This is a genomic window from Paenibacillus sp. FSL H7-0756 (assembly GCF_038006765.1).
GTDB lineage: Bacteria > Bacillota > Bacilli > Paenibacillales > Paenibacillaceae > Paenibacillus_AQ.
On record NZ_JBBOVT010000003.1, the window covers coordinates 1,159,424 to 1,180,345 of the forward strand.

The 20,922-nt window shown below is 57.1% G+C and carries 16 protein-coding genes; 11 read left to right on the plus strand and 5 right to left on the minus strand.

Translation table 11 applies throughout. The features are described from left to right. Window positions 1-111: 111 nt before the first annotated feature. Together NST04_RS31090 and NST04_RS31095 are read right to left on the minus strand one after the other, a co-directional pair. Window positions 112-1,617 (minus strand): amidase, encoded by a 1,506-nt coding sequence (locus NST04_RS31090; RefSeq protein ID WP_341187680.1) that lies wholly within the window; start codon window positions 1,615-1,617, stop codon window positions 112-114. A 104-nt stretch (window positions 1,618-1,721) separates the two neighbouring features. Continuing rightward, window positions 1,722-2,303, minus strand: a complete 582-nt coding sequence (locus NST04_RS31095) for an LOG family protein (protein WP_076162447.1) — start codon at window positions 2,301-2,303, stop codon at window positions 1,722-1,724. Window positions 2,304-2,896: 593 nt separating this feature from the next. Here NST04_RS31095 and tyrS point away from each other — a divergent pair. Further along, the gene (gene tyrS, locus NST04_RS31100; protein ID WP_036696801.1) at window positions 2,897-4,156 is read left to right on the plus strand and encodes a tyrosine--tRNA ligase; all 1,260 of its coding nucleotides are present in this window, start codon (window positions 2,897-2,899) and stop codon (window positions 4,154-4,156) included. Window positions 4,157-4,643: 487 nt separating this feature from the next. After that, window positions 4,644-5,012 carry a hypothetical protein gene (locus tag NST04_RS31105; protein ID WP_341187681.1) on the plus strand — a complete coding sequence of 123 codons (369 nt, stop codon included), beginning with the start codon at window positions 4,644-4,646 and terminating at the stop codon, window positions 5,010-5,012. 141 nt (window positions 5,013-5,153) lie between these two features. Here the strand turns inward: NST04_RS31105 and NST04_RS31110 are convergent, their stop codons facing one another. After that, entirely contained in the window at window positions 5,154-5,642 is a 489-nt protein-coding gene (locus NST04_RS31110; protein WP_341187682.1) for a YfbM family protein, read from the minus strand. A 42-nt stretch (window positions 5,643-5,684) separates the two neighbouring features. Next, window positions 5,685-5,870, minus strand: coding sequence for a hypothetical protein (locus NST04_RS31115; RefSeq protein WP_341187683.1), 186 nt, complete (start codon window positions 5,868-5,870; stop codon window positions 5,685-5,687). A gap of 221 nt (window positions 5,871-6,091) precedes the next feature. Between NST04_RS31115 and NST04_RS31120 the strand changes: the two genes are divergently transcribed. From NST04_RS31120 to NST04_RS31130, 3 genes are all read left to right on the plus strand, one after another. Continuing rightward, window positions 6,092-7,123 carry an FIST signal transduction protein gene (locus NST04_RS31120; protein ID WP_341187684.1) on the plus strand — a complete coding sequence of 344 codons (1,032 nt, stop codon included), beginning with the start codon at window positions 6,092-6,094 and terminating at the stop codon, window positions 7,121-7,123. A 116-nt stretch (window positions 7,124-7,239) separates the two neighbouring features. Next, on the plus strand, window positions 7,240-8,301 hold the full coding sequence (locus tag NST04_RS31125; protein WP_341187685.1) for a methyl-accepting chemotaxis protein: 1,062 nt from the start codon (window positions 7,240-7,242) through the stop codon (window positions 8,299-8,301). A gap of 6 nt (window positions 8,302-8,307) precedes the next feature. Further along, on the plus strand, window positions 8,308-8,553 hold the full coding sequence (locus NST04_RS31130) for a hypothetical protein (RefSeq protein WP_341187686.1): 246 nt from the start codon (window positions 8,308-8,310) through the stop codon (window positions 8,551-8,553). Between the two features lie 175 nt (window positions 8,554-8,728). Here the strand turns inward: NST04_RS31130 and NST04_RS31135 are convergent, their stop codons facing one another. Next, window positions 8,729-10,717 (minus strand): beta-galactosidase, encoded by a 1,989-nt coding sequence (locus tag NST04_RS31135; protein WP_341187687.1) that lies wholly within the window; start codon window positions 10,715-10,717, stop codon window positions 8,729-8,731. Between the two features lie 561 nt (window positions 10,718-11,278). Here NST04_RS31135 and NST04_RS31140 point away from each other — a divergent pair. From NST04_RS31140 to NST04_RS31165, 6 genes are all read left to right on the plus strand, one after another. Further along, a complete protein-coding gene (locus NST04_RS31140; protein ID WP_341187688.1) occupies window positions 11,279-12,250 on the plus strand; it encodes an ABC transporter permease in 972 nt (323 codons plus the stop codon). A 16-nt stretch (window positions 12,251-12,266) separates the two neighbouring features. Next, window positions 12,267-13,151: a carbohydrate ABC transporter permease gene (locus NST04_RS31145; RefSeq protein ID WP_036696562.1), complete on the plus strand. Its 885-nt coding sequence runs from the start codon at window positions 12,267-12,269 to the stop codon at window positions 13,149-13,151. Between the two features lie 36 nt (window positions 13,152-13,187). Continuing rightward, a complete protein-coding gene (locus NST04_RS31150) occupies window positions 13,188-14,795 on the plus strand; it encodes an extracellular solute-binding protein (protein ID WP_445667976.1) in 1,608 nt (535 codons plus the stop codon). 90 nt (window positions 14,796-14,885) lie between these two features. Beyond that, window positions 14,886-17,252: an AraC family transcriptional regulator gene (locus NST04_RS31155; protein ID WP_341188106.1), complete on the plus strand. Its 2,367-nt coding sequence runs from the start codon at window positions 14,886-14,888 to the stop codon at window positions 17,250-17,252. 120 nt (window positions 17,253-17,372) lie between these two features. Next, window positions 17,373-20,156, plus strand: a complete 2,784-nt coding sequence (locus NST04_RS31160; RefSeq protein WP_445667966.1) for an exo-rhamnogalacturonan lyase family protein — start codon at window positions 17,373-17,375, stop codon at window positions 20,154-20,156. After that, a complete protein-coding gene (locus tag NST04_RS31165) occupies window positions 20,153-20,848 on the plus strand; it encodes a DUF1961 family protein (RefSeq protein ID WP_341187689.1) in 696 nt (231 codons plus the stop codon). Before NST04_RS31160 ends, NST04_RS31165 begins: the two co-directional genes overlap by 4 nt. Window positions 20,849-20,922: the final 74 nt, after the last annotated feature.

The window sequence follows — 20,922 nt, forward strand, 5'->3', positions numbered from 1 at the left end:
GAGTATCCTCCCATAAATCCAAGCAAATGCCGGACAGGATGCATAACAGGGTAAGGGCCGTCCACGGCGTGACTTCACGCTGCGGACGGCCCTTTGCCATACTAGCAGGCTTCAAGCAAAGCCTGCATTCCCGCTCATCCCCACCCACAGCGGGGATTGCTCCAGACAAGCGGCGAGCTGCAGTAGCAGATCCTCGCGTCCTTTGGAGGCCATAACCTGTACGCCGATCGGCATTCCTTCGGCCGTAAGGTGCACCGGCACGCTCATGGCAGGCTGGCCGGTCAGATTGGCGAGCTGGGTGAAGGGCGTGTACGTCAGGCTCGGCTCGAACATCTCGTAGATCATCCGCCGCTGCGCATCCTTCGGCAGCCCGCTGACCTGCATCAGCTTCTCTGTCTCCGCCGCAGTCTGGGTCAGCTCTCCAACCTTCGGCGCGGAGTCCGCATTGGCCGGGGTAATATACAGATCGAAACGGTCCATCAGCGCCGCCATCTGCGCAGCGGCTACATCCCATTCGTGCAGACTGTGTACGAATTCTGCCGCCGAGACCTGCTTCCCGGCTTCGGCCAGCACCCAGGTGACAATATCCACGTCCTCTGCCTTAATTGCACGGCCCATGCCGCTCTCCAGTGAGAGGAACATGGCGGATACTTCTCCTGCGTTCATCGTATAGTAGTTATCCATCAGCCGGACCCCGTTGACCGGGCTCAGCTTCTCTTCCACCTCATAGCCTTCGGACTCCAGCCACTTGACCGTCTTCCGCACGGCCTCTACTGCCTCAGCGGATACCGGTGTTCCCACCGGCGAAGCGGTGGTGAAGGCGATCCGCAGCTTCCGCTGCGCAGGCTTCAGCAGATCGTCCAGGTAGACGCCCGGATACAGCGGCGTCTGAAAAGCCGCTTCCGGCTGCACCACCTGCAGCAGATCCAGCATTGCGGCGCTGTCCCGCACAGAGCGCGTCAGCGCAAAATCAATCGATGCGCCCTGCCACTGGCGGCCGATCCCCGGGCCGACCGGCGTGCGCCCGCGCGTCGGCTTCAGCCCGAACAGGCCGGTGAACGAGGCCGGTATGCGGATGGAGCCGCCGCCGTCACTGGCTCCGGCGGCCGGGACGATCCCGGCGGCAACCGCCGCCGCCGCACCGCCGCTGGAGCCGCCGGGTGAACAGGCGGGGTTCCAGGGATTGCGGGCCGGTCCGTGGAGGAGGGGCTCGGTGATGTTTTTGAGCCCGAATTCCGGCGTATTCGTATGGCCCAGTGGAATGAAGCCGCCGCGCCGGATACGTGCCACATAGTTAGAGTCCCGCTTCGCGACATTGTCCTTCATCAGCAGAGCGCCCGAGGTCAGCGGTTCGCCGCCAATCGCCTGGGAGATATCCTTCAGCAGGAAAGGGACGCCGGCGAACGGGCGGGTGAGATCATCGCCATCGACAGGCATCTCCGCAGCTTCCTTCAGCGCGGCCTCCCGGCGGGTGCGTACCACCGCATTCAGCAGCGGATTCACCTCATCCATCCGGGCATAGGCGGCTTCCACAAGCTCACGCGCTGAGACCTCCCGTGCTTTCACTAGGGCGGCAAGCCCCAGCGCATCATAACCGGAATAAGCAGACAACGACATAGGTATAACCTCTTTCTGGCAGGAACAGGCAAGCTACTTAGCATTCAGGCTATAGCTGCAGTCTCGCGCATAATATATTGCGTTATAAGGAGGGCAGAGACTTTTCAAATGCGATCTTCTGTCAGGTATTGTTTGACCGGGGGAGGGGTGTAGTCTGCCATCTGGCGCAGAATGCCCTCCGGAGTTGTATCGTTCAGCATGATGGAATGATGCTTCTCCTGCATGAATTGTTCCCGGGCCATGTTGCTGAAGAGGGCAATCAGCGGATCATAATAATGGTTCACATTAAGCAGTCCGCAGGGCTTCTGATGCAGGCCGAGCTGCGCCCAGGTGAAGATCTCGAAATACTCCTCCATCGTGCCCGGGCCGCCCGGCATAGCAATGAATCCGTCCGCCAGCTCCGACATCTTAAGCTTCCGTTCGTGCATAGAGTCTACCATTATCAGCTCCGTCAGACGGGTATGCTCAATTTCCCTCTGCTTGAGGAAATGCGGCAGCACCCCGATCACGCGGCCTCCCGCCTGCATCACGCTATCTGCAATAGCACCCATCAAACCTACAGTTGCTCCGCCATAGATCAGCGTAATGTTGCGTGCGGCAAGCTCCTTGCCGAGTAGAATAGCCGATTCCTTGTATACGGGCGAAGCCCCTTCACTGGAACCGCAGAACACTGCGATACTCTTCATAAGCTGCTGACTCTCCTTTGTCTTAAGGTAATGTAATATGCTTTGAAGAACGGTTGTTTCCTCTCCCTAATGTATCACGGATTCAGGTGCATGTAACATTTTTCTCGCTCTGGAGGCAGGCTGGTTAATTACGGCGGTGCTCTGCATTGACAACCATTTTAGAAGCGGCTATACTTTCTGTAATCTTATAGTTGGTATACGTTGAACGAGCCAGTAGCAGCCTTGTCCCTGTTCCCAGAGAGCCGGGGGTCGATGGAACCCGGTACACACAAGCGGACTGTGAATTACGCCTCGGGAGTATCTTGGGTAATGCCAAGCGGAGCTAAGCGAACGATAACTCGCCTGAGAGTGGTACGGACCTGTGTGCAATATGGGGTCTGTGCAATTTGGGTGGTAACACGGTTAATACTAATCGTCCCTGTGTCTGAATAGACAAGGGGCGATTTTTTGTTGTCTGTGTGCTTGGTTATACTGGCTTAGTGCCTGCGCGGGCGGGCTTTTGGCTTCTATGGCTTGATGCGGTATAGCTGCTGTTTTTTTGACGGATATCAAGGGATATAGAACAATCACTTACACAAAAGGGGCTGTACATGTTGAACATTATTGACGAGCTATTGTGGCGCGATGCCATTAACCAGCAGACTGATGCGGACGGACTGCGTGAATTGACAGAGAGTAAGGCGGTATCGCTGTATTGCGGCGTAGACCCTACGGGCAACAGTATGCATATCGGCCATCTGATTCCATTCATGATGCTGCGGCGCTTCCAGCTGGCGGGTCACCGTCCGGTGATTCTGATCGGGGGAGCCACGGGAACGATCGGCGATCCGAGCGGACGCCAGAGCGAGCGCTCGTTGCAGACGCTGGAGCAAGTGCAGGAGAATGTGGATGCCCTGACTGCGCAGATGAAGAAGCTGTTCATTACCGATGGCGACAACCAGGTGCGGATGGTAAATAACTACGACTGGACCAAGGATATGAATGTCATCGAATTCCTGCGTGATATCGGCAAAAATTTCAGCATCAACACGATGCTGGCGAAGGACGTAGTGTCCAGCCGTCTGGACAGCGGAATCTCGTTCACCGAGTTCTCTTACCAGATTCTGCAATCCATGGATTACCTGCACCTGTTCCAGCACGAGGATGTGCAGCTCCAGATCGGCGGGTCCGACCAATGGGGCAATATTACGAGCGGCCTTGATCTGATACGTAAAAAAGAGGGCAACGAAGCCAAAGCCTTCGGCCTGACCATCCCGCTTATGCTGAAGGCTGACGGTACGAAATTCGGCAAATCCGCCGGCGGCGCCATCTGGCTCGATCCGAAGCAGACCACGCCATACGAGTTCTACCAGTTCTGGGCGAACACCGATGACCGCGATGTGGTCAAATACCTGAAGTACTTCACCTTCCTGAGCAAAGAGGAGATCGAAGCGCTGGAAGAGAAGGTAGCCACCGAGCCGCATAAACGCGAAGCGCAAAAAGCGCTGGCCGAGGAAATGACCCGGTTCGTGCACAGCGAGGAGCTGCTGGAGCAGGCCAAGCGCATCAGTGCGGCGCTGTTCAGCGGCGATATCCGCTCGCTGACTGCGGACGAAATCGAGGAAGGCTTCAAGGAAATGCCGACCTTCACAGCAGGCAAAGAGACCAAGAACATCGTAGACTGGCTGGTTGAGCTGGGAGTGGAGCCATCCAAACGCCAGGCGCGTGAGGATATCACCAAAGGCGCGATCTCGATCAACGGCGAGCGCGTGAATGAGCTGGAGACGGAGATTACGGCTGAGGATGCCATCGGCGGCAAGTTCATCATCGTCCGCAAGGGCAAGAAGAACTACAGTCTGGTGAAGCTGGTCTAAGCACAAGCTGCGAAGCGGTTACCGGGAGGGTTGGTGCAGTTCGCCGGAAATTGAGCCAGATCTGGAGCGGTGTTAGGCTGGAACGAGGCTAAGGGTGAACTGGAACGAGGTTGATGTGGTTAGGCTGAGCTTAGATGAGTTAGGTTTGGCCAGATGAGGTAAAGTGAGTAGATGAGTGAGATTTGGCTAATTGAGCTAGGGTGAGAGACAGATAAGTGAGATTTGGCTAATTGAGCTAGGGTGAGAGACAGATGAGTGAGGTTGAGCTAGATGAGCTAGAGTGAGACAGATGAGTGAGGTTGAGCTAGATGAGCTAGTGTGAGGCAGAGAGAGTTAGGTTGAGCTAGATGAGCTAGAGTGAGACAGAGATGAGTGAGGTTGAGCTAGATGAGCTAGAGTGAGACAGAGATGAGTTAGGTTGAGCTAGATGAGCTAGAGTGAGAATGGTGTGAAGTAACTGAGTGATTGGGCTATCCCGCTGTCAGCAGTGACGGGGATAGCCTTTTATGGTGGTAACGGAAGGGGAGATGGATTCCCGCCTCCTCCCCTGACCACAGTTAGGCCGGAAGCGTGGCTGAATCGTGAAATCACAGGGATAAATCCCTCTCATTATGCAGGAAGTGGGCTAAGTGAGGAAATCAAGTGTATAAATCCCTCAGATAAGGCTGGAACTGGGCTGAATGAGGAAATCAAGTGTACAAATCCCTCTGATTATGCAGGAAGTGGGCTAAGTGAGGAAATCAAGTGTATAAATCCCTCAGATCAGGCTGGAAGTGGGCAGAATAAGGAAATCAAGTGTACAAATCCCTCAGATAGGCTGGCGGATGGGAAGAGGGAGGCCGATGAGGTGCATTAGTGCACCTGAATTCGGCGCAAACGGCCGAAACGAGCCAATGAGGAGCACAAGTGCACCCGAATTCGGCGCACGCCCCTCACCCGCCCGGACACCCACCCAGCCCAGCCAGTCCAGCGCATCATCTGACAGGAGAGCCAGGCTTCAAAACAAATAGAAAATAATGCCTTTACCAGCGGCCGCAGTCTGGCTGTAGAACCGCTGGATCTCGGTGAAGAACTGGAGCAGGTAGGCAAAGAAGGCATCCGCATCATCGTCAGACACCGTATCCGGGTCCAGCGGGTAGACCTCCTCCTCGGCCATGGTCTGGAAATCATACTGCTGGCGAAGCTGCGCTTCATCCAGCCCGGAGATGGCGTCAAGCGCTTCGGCCACTTGTCCGGCACGCAGGCAGAATGCCCCGTATGCCCCGAACTCGATGCCTTGGTCTGAATGCAGCGGAACCACATATCCAAGCGGCGCAGGCCCGTCCGATATATCACCGCATAGCAGGTAGTGAATCGCCTCCCAGGTACGGTCGATATCCAGCCCCGGGTATTTGTCTATGTTCAAGCTCTCCAGCGGGGTGCCCCCTGCTGCAACCTGCTGCACCAGTTCATCTTCCATCGCAAAGTAATATCCGCGTATCGCCATTGTAGCAGCCGTCCTTCCGTAGTTGAGATAGAGTAGTTGTGCTTAATCCTCAAGCAGCGCAAGCTTGTCTTCGAGTTCAGCAATCTTAAGCCGGATAGCTTCTGCCCGGGGCTTGTCCTGCGCCTTCACAGCAACTGCCAATTCATCGGCGGCTATGCCGATCTGATACTCCAGATACGTGTAGTCGGATGCGGCGGCAGGGTGGGTGGAGCGTTGGGAATAGGTCATATGCCGAAGCCTCTTTTCTCTGATCTGTGATATATTCATGATACAGGGTTTGCAGGAAGGGCTCAACCTCGTATCATGGAAACCCGGCACAGGCTGCGACATTGTTCACAGACAATGAACCCGGTTCTGGTTTTACCATAGGTAGTATTGAAAATTACAGCTTAATTTTTCAGTAACAGTATGCGGGAGAAATCTCCGCAAAGGAAGGTTTGGTATACATAATGATTGCTGTATCTTTTGACACCTTGGACGAGGCCAGGCACCATCTGGAGGAGCTGGATGTGAACCGTGGCCTGGTGCTGTTCGCTGCGGCTGCGGCTGTCCGGGAATTATCCCGTCATGCGCCTTCGCGGGCAGTATTGTGCTCAACCAAGGGCGAATATACTCCGCAGGGCTACCGCAGCGGCGTAATTACTGGTTTTGAATATGAAGCCGGTATAGCAGAGATTGTGGGCATTCTGCACCCTCCCGTGCTTAGCGCAAGCACGCTGGAGATTGCTTACCGCAAGGTACGGGGCAATCCGAACGCTTTTCTGATGCTGCTCTGTGACGGCACAGGCGGGATGGAAGAGATGCTGCTCTCCTCGCTGTATTTCATGGACCCGCAATTTAAGGTGATTGGCGGCAGTGCGGCTGACGATGAGCGCGGCGAGACTTACCTCTATATAGGAACCCGGCGGGTGCGGAACCTGGGGATTTATTTCAATATGCCTGCCCGCACCGCCCTGGTCAAAGAGAATATATATGTCCCGTCCGGGAAGACGCTGCTGGTGACAGAAGCCGATGTGTTCGGCAGACGGGTCTACTCCTTCAACGGGCGGCCTGCGGCCGGGGAATACGCGCGTGTCCTGGGCGTGCCGGAGAAGGAGCTGGCAGAGCATTTTCTGAGCAGTCCGCTGGGTAAAAGATACGAGGATGATCTGATCATAGCCTCCCCGAAGGCGGTTCATCCGGACGGCTCTGTCACCTTTTACAGCCAAATTATGTCTAGTACTTATGTGGAGCTGCTGAGTTCAACCGATCCGCTGGCAGTACTGGAGGAGACGCTGGGCGGCAGTCCGTTCAAGCCTTCGTTTGTCCTCAATATTAACTGTACGCTGCGGGACCAGTTGTTTACACGGGACGGTCTTTGGGGAGCTTTTGACGAGAAGATGCTTGGGTTCTGCGGCAACACTACAGGCTTCATCAGCTATGGAGAGCAATATTATACTAAGCATGCCAATCAGACGATGATTCTGCTGCTGGTTGAATAAGGGAGAGTTGAAATCGGATGGAGTGGTTAAGCAAACTGCGCACAGCTTGGGGGAGAACTCTCTCTGCTGAAGGCGTTCAAAGTCACAGTAATACAAGCGGGTTAGCGGAGAGAGCCATGGCAGAGCGTGTGATCGCGGTTAAGGATACGGCCGTATCCACAGAGACGGTTAAAGCAGAGGGAAAAGTCGCAATAGATGAAGCGGTCGCTAACACACCAGTACCTTACAGCGGTAAAGATAGCGAAGTATCCTCTGCACATGCTTCAGGCACGGTGTCTTACGGGGAACATACTTATGCCCTGGCGGAGCAGGTACGCCTTGAGACTGGAGCTATCCTGAAGGAAGAGGCCCGACTGGTGGAGGACTTCGAGGCCTTGCGGGCAGGCGGCGGGGAGATGATCGGCCAAATCGCCGGGACTCAGCAGCTGCTGGAGCATTTGAAGACCAACAACGGACAGACTGAAGATCTGATTAATGAAATGTACGGCAGCTTGTCCTACTCCTCCAACAAAATCGAATTTGCCAAGGAAGCCAATATCCAGATCTCTGCGGAAATGCAGAAGGCCTCGGAGGTATTTACGGAGTTCGTTGCTTTGAATGAGGATCTGCGGGAGCATTTCCACAGCATTGAGCAGCTGGCCAAGATTATCACGGATATTGCCGAGCAGACGAATCTGCTCTCGCTGAATGCGGCGATTGAGGCGGCGCGGGCCGGTGAGCATGGACGCGGCTTCGCCGTTGTCTCCACGGAGATCCGCAAGCTTGCTGACAGCACCCGCAGCCATGTGAAGGAGATCATGGGTTCACTCTCAGGAATGACCCGCGTCATGGAGCAGATTCACAGCAAGTCCGGGGATGGAACGCTCGCGATGAACGAGACCACGGCGAAGATCGGTGAGTCCACGTTATACATGAATGAGATTGTAGAAGCAGAGGAGCAGGTCTTCGAGCATCTGGAGAAAATCCAGGAGTCCCAGGAGAGCAGCATGGAGGATGTGGAGCAGATCAACAGCGACCTGCTGCGTATTCTGGAGAAATCGGGCCAGGAAACAGACCAGTTCCGCAAGCTGGTTCTTACCGTTCAGAAGAAGGCCGACCATTACCAGCAGCTGCTGAATCATCTGCATCAGATCGGGCTGCTCCAGCAGGCGGAAGAAGCTGAGAAGACTAACGGATAATCAGATATGGTAAAAGGAAAACACCCGGCGGCGGGAGATACTGCCGGGTGTTTTTGTGTTGTGCCCGGCGTGGGCGCAGGTAACACTCTTCCTCTTGCTGGTGAAACACCAGCCAAGGGGGAGGGCCAAGCCAGCGTAAGCTACACGCGACTTATGATTATGCCACTCGCGTATGATGCGGGAGGGAAAGAGTTGGATAAAGTCCACCTGTTGAGCGGCAACCGCCCTTTTGCCAAAACAGCAATTGGATAAACAGCACTTAAATGAACCCAATTCCTCCAAACTGGCCTAAACGGCCATGATTAGTTGTTGTTTATCCACTTGCTTCCGGAAATTCCTTGGGAACCAGCACAGCAAGCTGCGTTTTTCCACTTGTTTGCTGGGAGGCAGCGTTCTCCGCCATCAGCAGGAGGATTATGATTCACTACTACAGGGCAATCAGCCTGTATTCATAAGCGCCAAGCGATAGCGGACCGGCGGGCACGGGAGTGCCGGTCAACACATCCTGCCCGCTGCGCGGCAGGGTGACGCTGCCGCCAAGCCCGTCCATGTTGACCAGCGTCCACAGCTCACCGTCAGTGCCGCTTCTCGGGCAGAGAATGGTGCCCGGCGTGACATCGCTGCGCCGGGTGACTCCGGCACGGGCGGTGTAATGCTCAATCAGCGCGCACAGCTGCTTGTCGCCCTCGCCGCCCGAGGGCAGCGAGCCGAGCATGACGATGGCTCCCCGGCCATAGGGCTGCTCGGTCAGGTAGGCCAGGCCTGGCGTCCGGCCCGCCGTAATGACGCCGACCGCGGAGGCCCCGCCCGGCAGCGGCTCGAACACCGCGCTCCACAGGGACAGCGGCGCGGAGCAGCCGAAAGCCTCCCCGATGCTGCCCGTCCCCTCCATCGGGTAGACGAAGGTGGTGTTCACCCCGGCGAAGCGCTCCAGTTCTCCCAACGCCGCATCTGTATGCAGAGTATGCTCCGCCGTGCGCCCTCCGCTAAGCGGGCCCACGATCCAGATGCCGCCGGCTTCAGCGAAGGCGAGCGCCTTCTGCATGTATTCCGGCGACAGATAATGAACAAAAGGCGTGAACAGCAGCTTATAGCCGCATAAATCGCCGCCTTCCGGCAGCAGGTCACGGTGAATGCCCAGATCGAGTATCCGCCGGTAGAAATCCCCCAGCAGGGAGCGGTAGTTCAGCTGCCGGTGCGGCTCCGTGGCCAGGAACGCCTTGGCCCGGTCCGAATACGTAATCGCCACCTCGGCCTGCACCGGCCGGGTATTCAGCATGTGCGGCTCAATAAGCAGCCTGGCGGCGGAAGCCGCACGCACATTGTTGTAGCCGAGCGCAGGCTGACCCCAGGCGCTGATGATCGAGCTGTGCGTCTGTTCGCTGCCCGTGCGCTGCTGCCGCCACAGCCAATAGCAGAAGGCGCCTGCCCCTAGCGCGTAGGCAGCCACGGCTTCGGCGGTAAGATAGCCGTCCGGGTGCGGCTCGCCGTAGCTTGTAAGCGAAGCGGCATAGGCCGGTCCGGTCTCCATCAGCCAGAAATCCCGCCCGTGCTTGAACCCGCGCCACAGATCACAGTTCAGCAGATAAGCGTGCCTGTTGGCCTGAGAGGCGTAGGTGTCGAACGAAGCGAAATCAAGCTCCCGGAACAGCTGCTCATTGTCCAGATGAAAAGGAACGTTGCTGTTGTGCGTGATCGGAGCCGCCGAATAGCGGCGGATGATCGCTGCCTGTTCCCCCGCGAACTCCGTGACTTTCTCCATCTGGAACAACCGGTACTGGGTGACGAGCGATGAATTATGCAGAAAAGGCGTAGCCACCGGCTGCGGCACCTGATCAAACCGCTGGTAGGTCTGGCTCCACACGCCGGTTCCCCACGCTGTATTCAGCTCGCGGATGCTTCCGTAACGGTGCTCCAGCCACTCATGCCACAGGGAGCGGCAGGAACCGCACATGCATTCCGCCACATGTGCCTTAAGTTCATTGTCGAGCTGCCAGGCGGCTAGGCCCGGGAGCTGCCCCAGCACCCGGGCCATCTCTTCCGTGATCAGCGCCGCCCGCTGCCGGAAATAAGGATTATTCGTGCAGACATGCTGTCTGGACCCGTGGCTCATTACCGCCCCGTCTGCCCGGATGTGCAGGCGCTCCGGGTGCCCGTGAGTCAGCCAAATCGGCGGGGTCGCGGTCGGCGTACACATGACCGTATCGATGCCGTGATCATGTAGCTGAAGGATATGCTCAGCGAACGGCCGTACATCGATGGAACCCTCCTCCGGCTCCAGCAGCGACCAGATGAATTCGCCCATGCGTACCAGATTAATCCCGGTCTCCTGCATGAGCCGAAGATCCTGCTGCCGCTCAGCCTCCCCCCACAGCTCCGGGTACCACGCAGCACCGTAATATAGTTTTTGCTTCATTCTTTTAACCTCCTGGAAAAAGCCCACACGGGCTCTGTATGATCTTATCTTTCTATTCCCCATCCCTAAGCTATATAGTTTGAACTTGAAAACATAAATTTTGGGAGGAGTGGCGGAAGGGAATTTTGGAGCTGGAGGAGCGGTAGCGACCGCCTGAAAGCTTTCCGCAGGAAAGCTCGCTTCGGAAGCATCAGCTTGTCACCGGATTTCTACCGCGAACAGCGGTCTAATCAAAGAAATCTGCAGAAGGGCAGCGGCCGAAAGCCCAAAACTTCTCTGGAGTCACGACTATCCCATACCGAGTATTTACAAGGTTTAATTTATATAATGTCTCTTCCCCATAATCTCCCGGCATCATATCCGTTCCTCTCACCCACATGCAATAGTAAAGTTTTGCCGGTTTTGGACTTTATTGCGGAAGCGGCGCTGAAGCCATACGCAGCGCTGTCCAAAAAGTCCGATTGCCGGAAAAACACCCGCCAACCATAATAGAAAGCGCAGCCACGGTAATGTAGTGAAGCGAAGTAGCCAGGCTGCTTATCTATACGGAGGTGAATGTAAATGAAGCAAGGAGCGGCATTGGGGGCAGCAGAGGTAAGCGCGGGTACAAGCTTCCGCCGCAGCAGGCGCGAGCAGCGCTTCAGACGGCTGAAGCGGGATAAATGGCTCTACATACTGCTCAGCCCCGGACTCCTATATTTCCTGGTGTTCAAATATGTGCCGATGTGGGGAGTGCTGCTCGCCTTTAAGGATTACCAGCCGTTTCTGGGTTTCTGGCAGAGCAGCTGGGTGGGCCTTGAGCATTTCCGCACGTTTTTTCAGAACCCTGATTTCTTCATGCTGCTGCGCAATACGCTGGTGCTGTCGCTGTATAATCTGGTGTTCTTTTTCCCGGCACCGATTATCCTGGCGCTGCTGCTGAATGAGATCCGGCTGTCTTTTTACAAAAGAACGATTCAGACGCTGATCTACGTGCCCCACTTCATCTCTATGGTCATCGTCGCCAGTATCTCCTACGTGTTCCTTACGACACAGGGCGGTGCGGTCAATGAATTCCTCTTCACGGTTACCGGGCGCAAAATTGATTTCCTCGCCAATCCAGACTGGTTCCGCCCGATGATTATTCTGCAGACCATCTGGAAGGAATGCGGCTGGGGGACGATTATTTTCCTCGCTGCGCTGGCCGGTGTCGATGTGGAGCAATATGAAGCCGCCGTGGTGGACGGAGCCAGCCGCTGGCGCCAGACCTGGCATATTACGCTGCCCGCGATCCGCAGTACGATTGTCATTCTGCTGATTCTGCGGATGGGTACGATTCTGGATAACGGCTTCGAGCAAATCTATCTGATGATGAATGCGCTGAACCGCGAGGTGGCAGAGGTCTTCGATACCTATGTGTATGCGCTGGGAATTACCCAGGGGGCATTCAGCTACAGCACCGCCGTCGGCTTGTTCAAATCGGTGATCGGGGTCGTGCTGGTGCTCGGCACCAACTGGCTCGCCAAGAAGTCAGGCGAATCGGGATTATATTGAAAAGGAGGCCAAGAGTGTGGCTAAACGTTACCGCAGCGCCGGAGAGATTACCTTTGACGTGTTTAATTACCTGGTGCTGGGCATCATCGGGATCGCGGCCATTCTGCCGTTCCTGTTTGTCGTCGCCGGTTCCTTCGCCACCGAGGCGGAAATTACGAAGCGCGCTGTCTTTCTGGTTCCGACGACCATTTCGCTGGACGCTTACCGGTTTATTTTCTCCACGGATACCATTGTCCGCAGCATCGGGGTGTCGCTGTACGTGACAGTGATCGGGACGGCAGTCAATCTGTTCTTCACGGTTACCATGGCGTATCCGATGGCGAAGCGGTACCTGATGGGCCGCAATCTGATCCTCAATCTGGTGATATTCACGATGCTGTTCGGAGGCGGGATGATTCCCACCTATCTGGTAATCCGGGAGCTGCATCTGCTCGATACGTTGAATGCCTTAATTCTTCCGGGGGCGATCAGCGCCTTCAACCTGATTATCGTGAAGAACTTCTTCCAGGAGCTTCCCGCTGAGATGGAGGAGGCGGCGCGCATCGACGGCTGCACGGAGCTGGGGCTGCTGTGGAGGATTGTGCTGCCGCTGTCGAAGCCGGTGCTGGCGACGTTCACGCTCTTTTATGCGGTCGGACACTGGAATAATTTCTTCTCGGCGCTGCTCTATATCAACGATCCGTCCAAGTGGCCGCTGCAGGTGATGCTGCGCCAGATCGTTATGTTATCCCAGTCGGCAGCGGGGGATCTCAGCTCCATGGACCCGAATTTCGTACAGCCGCCGGAGCAGTCGATCAAAATGGCCGTCATCGTGGTCGGCACCCTGCCGATTATGTGCGTGTATCCGTTTCTGCAGAAGCATTTTGCCAAAGGGGTGATGCTGGGTTCAGTTAAAGGGTAAGCGGTTAGTCAACATATAAAGGGAGGCCAAGTGATGATGAAGATGAAGCGGGGCCAAGGTTCACGGTCCGGGAAAAAAGGGTTGTTCACGCTGCTGGCTATGATTATGCTGCTAAGTGTATTGTCCGGCTGTGGCGGAAATGGGGAGAATGCGGGAGCGGGACAGAAGGACCCTGCCGCTGACAGCGGGAAGGCGGACGGTACAGCCAAGGGAGAGAAGCCGCTTGAGCTGACGCTGATGCTGCCGATTTTCAAAACTAATTATCCGAAGGACGGCAGTCCGGTCGCCGCCAAGCTGGAGGAGCTGACGAACACCAAAATCCATTTCGAATGGGTGCCGAATGCGTCGTATGCGGACAAATTCAATATTACGCTGGCTTCCGGCAAGCTGCCTGATATTATGTATGTAGGTGACGTGAAAGCGTCCAGCTTCGTCAATGCGGCGAGATCCGGCGCTTTTTGGGAGGTGGGTCCGTATCTCAAGGATTATCCGAATCTCAGCGGGGCGAAGGAGGTTATTCTGAATAACTCGGCCATCGACGGCAAGAATTACGGGATCTACAGAGGGCGGGCGCTGGGACGCAACGGCGTGGTGTTCCGCAAGGACTGGATGGAGAAGCTCGGGCTTGAGACCCCGAAGACCATGGATGATTTCTATAATATGTTAAAAGCATTCAAGGAGCAGGACCCGGACGGCAACGGCCAGGCGGATACGTACGGCATGGTGCTGGTCAAGTGGACCGGCCAGTGGGCCAGCGGCTTCGATACGATGAAGCTGTGGTTCGGTTCTCCGAACAAGTGGGGCGTGCAGGATGGGAAGCTGGTACCTGAGCATGAATACCCTGAGTATTTGGAAGCGCTTAAATTCATGAAAAAGCTATACGACGAGCAGCTGATCAACGCCGATTTCGCGGTAATGGACAGCTCCAAATGGAATGATCCGGTCGTCAACAACAAGGCCGGTGTTATCGTCGATGTAGTGGATAACGCAGCCCGGCTGGACGACAAGATTCATGCCGCTCTGCAAAAAGAAGGCAAAGACGAGCCCGAACGCCATTATATGGACGTGATCGGCGGTGTGACCGGAGCGGACGGCACGCTGCATACCCTCCCGACCTCCGGCTTCTCCGGCATGCTGGCGATTCCGAAGTCTTCGGTCAAGACCGAGGAGGAGCTGAAGCAGGTGCTGGCCTTCCTGGACCGGCTGAATGATGAGGATTTGCAGACGATGCTGAACTATGGAATTGAAGGCGTGCATTACAAGCTGGTGGATGGATACATCGAACGCTCCAGCGATACCGTTCTGCTGGAATCGGAAGTGGAAGGCCTGAACCAGATGCTGCCGTTCATCCCGGAGGACAAGGCGAAGCAAGTGAAGCAGACCCCGCTGCGGCTGAAGCAGACCGAGGTACAGAAGACGAATGAAGCGACGATTGTGACCAATCCGGCGGAAGCGCTGATCTCGGCAGTCTATACGCAAAAAGGCTCACAGCTGGATAACGTAATCAACGATGCGCGCATAAAATTCATTGTCGGCCAGATGGATGAGGCCGGGTTGAAGTCCGCTTTTGAGGTATGGCGGAAGACCGGCGGAGATGAGCTTGTGAAGGAAATGAACGAATTGTACGCCTCAGCGGGCAAGTAAAACCCGGTCCTGCTCCAGTCTCCGGCCGGTCTGTCCCCGCTGTGGCTGCATAGCTGCAACTCTAAACTAAGGATTCGGCTGGTGAAACCAATGGAGAATGAAGGGGCAGGAGCACGGAACAGGTATACGCGAGGCCGGACGGGACGCAAGGGCCGTTATTACCGCAATAATCTCATTATTGTGCTGATCGTCTCGTCCATTCCCGGGCTGATCATCGGGCTGCTGGTCTATTTTATGGCCGGGGGAAATCTGGAGAAGGAGCTGCTCCGGATGCATAACCGGCAGATTGAGCAGCGGGCGGACAACATCAATGATCAATTGTCTAATCTGGAGCTGATGCTGGCCCACTGGGCATTCGATCCGAAGTTTGACTATGCGCTGAGCAACATGGATTTCATCCGCAATCATGAGCGGGCCTGGGATATTACGAAGACGCTGGTAGTCATGCAGGGCTCGAATTCCATGGTGCGGCAGGTTGAGCTGTATCTGGCCGGTAATCAGCCGGTGCGCTTCGGCACGGAGTACGGGACGCTGGCTGCGGAGGAGGAAGCGCTGTACTCGAAGCTGCTGAAGCAGGAGCGGAGCACGTACTGGACGGAGTGGGCTTTTGAACCGGAGAAGCCGGAGCAGAAGGAGCTGACGCTGGTGCACCACATCCCCGGCGGCAGCCGGGAGCCCTTCGGGGCGCTGCTGCTGCGTATGGATACAGAGAAGGTATCGGCGCTGCTGCGGACCATGACTCCGTACAACACGGGGGAGGTGTTCATGGAGCAGAAATCCGGCGGACTCTTCATCTCGGGGGGCGGGATGGATGCGCCCTCGCCGCTCGTTACGGCGCTGCGGGCTGCTATTACGGGCAGAGGCAGCCAGGACAGCGGCTCATTTCTCTACGACTGGAACGGGGTTACTTATGCGGTGACCTACGGTGATTTCTCGCGGATTGCCAGTGAATGGCGGTATGTATCGGCTTCGCCGATCTCCAGCGTCACCTCTCCGGTGGTCCGGCTGTCCCGGATGATTATCATGGTCAGCTTGTGCGCCTTGTTGCTGGCGGCAGTCCTGTCCTGGATTGCCTCCCGCAAAATCTATTCGCCGGTCCGCCGCCTGCTTCAGACGCTGCTACCCGAACATGCGGCCTCCGGGGAGCGGGTGGATGAGCTGACGCTGATCGAGCGGCACTGGCAGAACCTGCACGGGCAGCAGCACGCCCTCCAGTACACGCTGTCGGAGCAGCTTCCACTTGTGCAGCAGAGCTTCCTGCACCAGCTGTTCCAGGGGTATCTGTATGCCTATTCTGAACAGGATCTGCAGAGCCGGATGAAGCAGTATAAATGGGAAGTGGATAACTGTACATTCGTAGTGCTGTATATCCAGCTGACCGGCATCTCCAGCCTGGAGGCCAAGTTCCGCAGCGGCGACGAGAGCCTGGTCTCGTTCGCGGCCGTGAATATTACCTTGGAGCTTGCCCGGGAGCATTTCGGGCGGGCGGAGACTGTTAATCTGCATGACCTTACCTCCGGTATGCTGCTGATGGAACCGGGAAGCGGCCCGGACCCGGCCCGGGTGGCCGCCTTCGGTGAAGAGCTGGCGGCTACTCTGAGCAGGATGCTTAAGCTTCAGGCTACGGTGGCCTACAGTGCAAGGATCGGGAGCATCTCCGCGATTCCGCGGTCCTTCGAGGCGGCGAAGCAGGCGGCCAGCCACAGCAGGTACGGGGGCGGGAACCAGATCATCAGCCTGGAGCAGCTGGAGCGCGAGGGACAGGGCACACCTATGCCGCAGTATTCCTTCGCGCTGGAACGCGGGCTGATTCAGGCGCTGCGGACCGGCGAAGCGGAGGAAGCGGACCGGCTGCTGGAGGAATTCCTGGAGACGCTCTCCGCAGGCGGCGCGAAGGTGATCGACGTACAACAGGGGATGCTGCATCTGCTCGGCGCGATCCTTCATGCGGTGCTGGAGGCCGGGATGTACCCGAGCCAGCTGTTCGGCGGCAGGAATTTGTATGCCAGCCTCTCGCAGATCCATGAGCCGGGGCTGATTCTCTCCTGGTTCCGCACGCAGGTTATCGCTCCCTTCCTGAAGGAGCTGTGCGAGCGCTCCGACGCCGGGATAAGGCGGACGATTGATCAGGCGATGCTATACATTCAGCAGCATTATATGGACAATATCTCGCTGGACAGCTGTGCGGATCATACAGGCACCAGCCCTTTTCTGCTCAGCAAGTCGTTCAAGCGGGTCACCGGGCAGAATTTCATCGATTATGTAACGGAACTCCGGCTCGAGAGGGCGAAGGAACTGCTGCGTGACACGGATCTGAAGATGAACGATGTCGCCCTGCAGGTCGGCTATCAGCAGAGCTATTTCAACCGGATTTTCAAAAAACAGGAGGACATCACTCCGACACGTTACCGTGAACTGAGCCGGCAGGAGGGGGAGAAGGAGAATGGGACCCGCTGAGCAGGCACCGGCGCCAGAATGACAGCGGCTCACTTCCTGTGATTCCGGCGTCCGCAGGCCTCCTGCTCCGGGAACGGTTCATTCGTCCGGGTGATGTCTTCCATAAGGAGATGACTGAAAATGACCGCAATGTCCTCGGCCCTGCCGGTCCAGCTACGGTGGCTGAAGCCGCCTGCTGCGGCTGCGGGGGTGACCTGGGGTGTCCCCTGGTCCAAGGGAGATCTGAAGCGCGGCGAACTGGCCGCGCTATGTCTTAAAGGGGCGGCAGAAGATTTCAGTCTGCCGCTGCAGAGCCGCCCGGCTGCGTATTGGCCGGACGGCAGCATCAAATGGTCCCTGCATTCTGCCGTATGCCCTGAAGGGAGTACGGCAGGATATACGCTGGAACGCTCCGCCGAGCTTAGCGTGGTGCCCGCAGCCTTCGAGATATCCGTGGAAGAGACGGAGGAGGCGTATATTGTCGATACAGGCAGCATCTTGTGCACCGTGGTCAAGCACGACCCGGGTGTAATCTCCCGCATCATCCGCCGGGACACGGCGGATGCCGGGGGACCGGACGGCAAACGTAGATATTCTGGAGCTGCGGAGGCGGTTGAAGGTGCAGGGGCGGGTGCAGATGCAGTGCAGCAGGTCTACGCCGCAGAGCAGCTTGTGTGCAGCGGAAGCGAGCTGGTCTGTCTCCGCGAGCAGCGGGACATGCTCAGCGGGGAGCTGACGCTGCGGCAGGAGCGGTTCACCGGGGTGACGCTGAAGGCTAGACTGGAAGAGCAGGGACCGGTGCGTGCCGTGATCCGGCTGGACGGACGGCACAGAAGTACAAGGGGAGCCCGGGAATGGCTTCCTTATACTTTGCGGCTCTATTTCTATGCCGGGCTTGCATCCATCCGGCTGGTGCATACCTTCCATTATGACGGCAACCCGCAGCAGGATTTCATCAAGGGGCTGGGCCTCCTGTTCAAGGTGCCGCTTAGCGGTCCGCTGTACAACCGCCATGTCCGTCTGGCGGGCAGCGGGGGAATCTTCAGCGAATCCCCCAAGACGCTACAGACCCGCAGAACCCGGGACAAATATGCCGGTATGTTCGCCGGGCAGCTTGAGGGGCAGAGCCAGCACTTTGATCCCGTAGAGGATGCGTACTTCACGGGACTGCTCCAGGATTCGGCAGTATGGGATGACTTCCGGCTGGTGCAAGATTCTTCTGAACATTACGCCGTCCACAAGCGGACAGGGCCGGACTGCACCTGGATTAAAGGGGCGGAAGGCCGGCGGGCAGGCGGACTGGGCTATGTCGGCTCTGACGGCGGAGGCTTGGCTGCCGGAGTGAAGGATTTCTGGCAAAAGCACCCGTCCGGGCTGGAGATCACTGGCACCTCCGGCGCGGAAGCGGCGTTAACGGTCTGGTTCTGGACGCCGGAGGCACAGGCGATGGACCTGCGCCATTATGATACGAAGACGCATGTCGAGTCTTCCTATGAAGGTGCGGAGGAGCTGCGGGCAACCCCTTACGGCATCGCCAATACGAACGAGCTGACCTTGTGGTGTACCTCGCGGACACCAGATTATGCGCAGCTTCAGCAGATGCAGCAGCAGGAGGATGAACCACCGCTGCTGGTCTGTAAGCCGGAGTATTATCACCGCACCCGGGCGTTTGGACTCTGGAGCCTGCCGGACCGGAGCACGCCGGCCAAGGCGTATCTGGAGGAACGGCTGGAGGGGATCATCAGCTTTTACCAGAAAGAGATTGAACAGCGGAAGTGGTATGGCCTGTGGGATTACGGCGATTTCATGCACAGCTATGATCCGGTCCGCCATGTCTGGAATTATGATCTGGGCGGCTGTGCCTGGCAGAATGCCGAGCTGGTGCCGAACATGTGGCTGTGGGTGAGCTTCCTGCGGACGGGACGTGCGGATATTTACCGGATGGCAGAAGCGATGACCCGGCATACGAGCGAGGTGGATGTATATCATTTCGGGGAATATGCGGGTCTTGGCTCCCGACATAATGTCGTGCACTGGGGCTGCGGCTGCAAGGAGGCGCGGATTGCCATGGCCGGACTGCACCGCTACTACTATTATCTGACCGGCGATGAGCGGACCGGCGACATCATGGACAGTGTGAAGGACGCGGATTATTCCACGGTGACGCTGGACCCGATGCGGGCTTATTTTCCGAAGGATGAATTCAAGACGCATGTGCGGGTGGGGCCGGACTGGGCCGCATTCAGCTCCAATTGGATGACCCGCTGGGAACGCTATGAGGATACAGCCTACCGCGACAAAATCCTAACCGGCATCGGCTGCATCAAAGCAGCCAATCTGCGGCTGATCTCCGGTCCAACCTATGGTTACGACCCCGTAACGGGAATTCTCAGTCCCATGGGCGACGATAACTGGGGCCGGCATCTGGCGATCTGCATGGGCGGGCCGCAGGTATGGTTCGAGCTGGCGATGATGCTGGAGGACCCGGAGTGGGAGGACATGCTGGCGGAGTTCGGTGTTTTCTATAATTTGCCCGAGGAAGAGCAGCTGCTTAGATCCGGGGGTGCGATTACAGGCAAGCAGCCCTTCGAGCATCCGGTATTGAGTGTCGCTATTGCCGCCTATGGCGCATGGGTCAAGGATGACCGGGCGACGGCGGAACGCTGCTGGAGCATATTGTTTGAGAATCCGTTCGGGAAGCTCCGGCTGGAGGAGGAACTGAAGCGGGTTACGTATACGGAAGCGCTCGATGAGATTGACTGGATCAATACGAATGAAGCCTCACAGTGGTCGCTGAATACGATCATTGCGCTGGAGCTGATTGCCGAGTCTCTGCCTGCACGGGAGGCAGGGTCGGGTAGGGGAACTGATGGCAGTGCAGGTGGCGGTGCTGGTGGCGGTACCGGGAAGGAGGCGGCCGAATGACGGTGCAGCTGGCTAATGCAGGCGTTCCTGAGGGCTGGCGTGAGATCTACCGCAGTACACTGGAAGGTCCAGCACAGGTGGAGGGCTTCCATATGGAAGGCGATGGCGCAGTTACTTTTCCGCAGGGACGGCTGCGGCTGGAGAGCACCCGGGGGCCTGAGGAAGGTCAGAAGGCGAATGTGGTTTTCTGGTGCCCTGAGGTTTTTCCGGCGGAGCTTGCCCTCTCCTGGAGGTTCCGTCCGCTGCGCGAGCCGGGGCTGGCCATTCTGTTCTTCGCGGCTGCCGGTGCCGGGGGCAAGGATCTGTTCGACCCGTCCCTGCCGGTCCGCACGGGCGAATATGACCAGTACCACCATGGGGAGATGAATGCCTATCATATCTCGTATTTTCGCCGGATGTGGGAGGAAGAGCGGGCTTTTCACACCTGTAATCTGCGCAAAAGCTACGGCTTCCACCTTGTCGCCCAAGGCGCTGATCCGCTCCCGGATACCGCCGATATGACTGCGGACTACCGGATGCTGGTGGTGAAGCGGGGGGCTGCTGTGACTTTTGCCATCAATGAATTGCCGGTGCTGCACTGGGTGGATGACGGCTCGTCCTTCGGACCGCTCCTTGGCGGCGGCAGACTTGGCTTCCGCCAAATGGCCCCGTTGATAGCGGAGTACAGCGATCTGGCCGTCTATGCTCCTTGAAGCTTGGATAGGTGGCTGGAGTCACGGCTATCCCATAACAAAAAATATACAAGTTCAATCTATATAGGGACGGA

Coding starts and splice junctions, on each gene's coding strand:
- NST04_RS31090 (WP_341187680.1), bottom strand. CDS start 1,617: ATGTCGTTGTCTGCTTATTCCGGTTATGATGCGCTGGGGCTTGCCGCC.
- NST04_RS31095 (WP_076162447.1), bottom strand. CDS start 2,303: ATGAAGAGTATCGCAGTGTTCTGCGGTTCCAGTGAAGGGGCTTCGCCC.
- NST04_RS31110 (WP_341187682.1), bottom strand. CDS start 5,642: ATGGCGATACGCGGATATTACTTTGCGATGGAAGATGAACTGGTGCAG.
- NST04_RS31115 (WP_341187683.1), bottom strand. CDS start 5,870: ATGACCTATTCCCAACGCTCCACCCACCCTGCCGCCGCATCCGACTAC.
- NST04_RS31120 (WP_341187684.1), top strand. CDS start 6,092: ATGATTGCTGTATCTTTTGACACCTTGGACGAGGCCAGGCACCATCTG.
- NST04_RS31125 (WP_341187685.1), top strand. CDS start 7,240: ATGGCAGAGCGTGTGATCGCGGTTAAGGATACGGCCGTATCCACAGAG.
- NST04_RS31130 (WP_341187686.1), top strand. CDS start 8,308: ATGGTAAAAGGAAAACACCCGGCGGCGGGAGATACTGCCGGGTGTTTT.
- NST04_RS31135 (WP_341187687.1), bottom strand. CDS start 10,717: ATGAAGCAAAAACTATATTACGGTGCTGCGTGGTACCCGGAGCTGTGG.
- NST04_RS31140 (WP_341187688.1), top strand. CDS start 11,279: ATGAAGCAAGGAGCGGCATTGGGGGCAGCAGAGGTAAGCGCGGGTACA.
- NST04_RS31150 (WP_445667976.1), top strand. CDS start 13,188: ATGAAGATGAAGCGGGGCCAAGGTTCACGGTCCGGGAAAAAAGGGTTG.
- NST04_RS31155 (WP_341188106.1), top strand. CDS start 14,886: ATGGAGAATGAAGGGGCAGGAGCACGGAACAGGTATACGCGAGGCCGG.
- NST04_RS31160 (WP_445667966.1), top strand. CDS start 17,373: ATGACCGCAATGTCCTCGGCCCTGCCGGTCCAGCTACGGTGGCTGAAG.
- NST04_RS31165 (WP_341187689.1), top strand. CDS start 20,153: ATGACGGTGCAGCTGGCTAATGCAGGCGTTCCTGAGGGCTGGCGTGAG.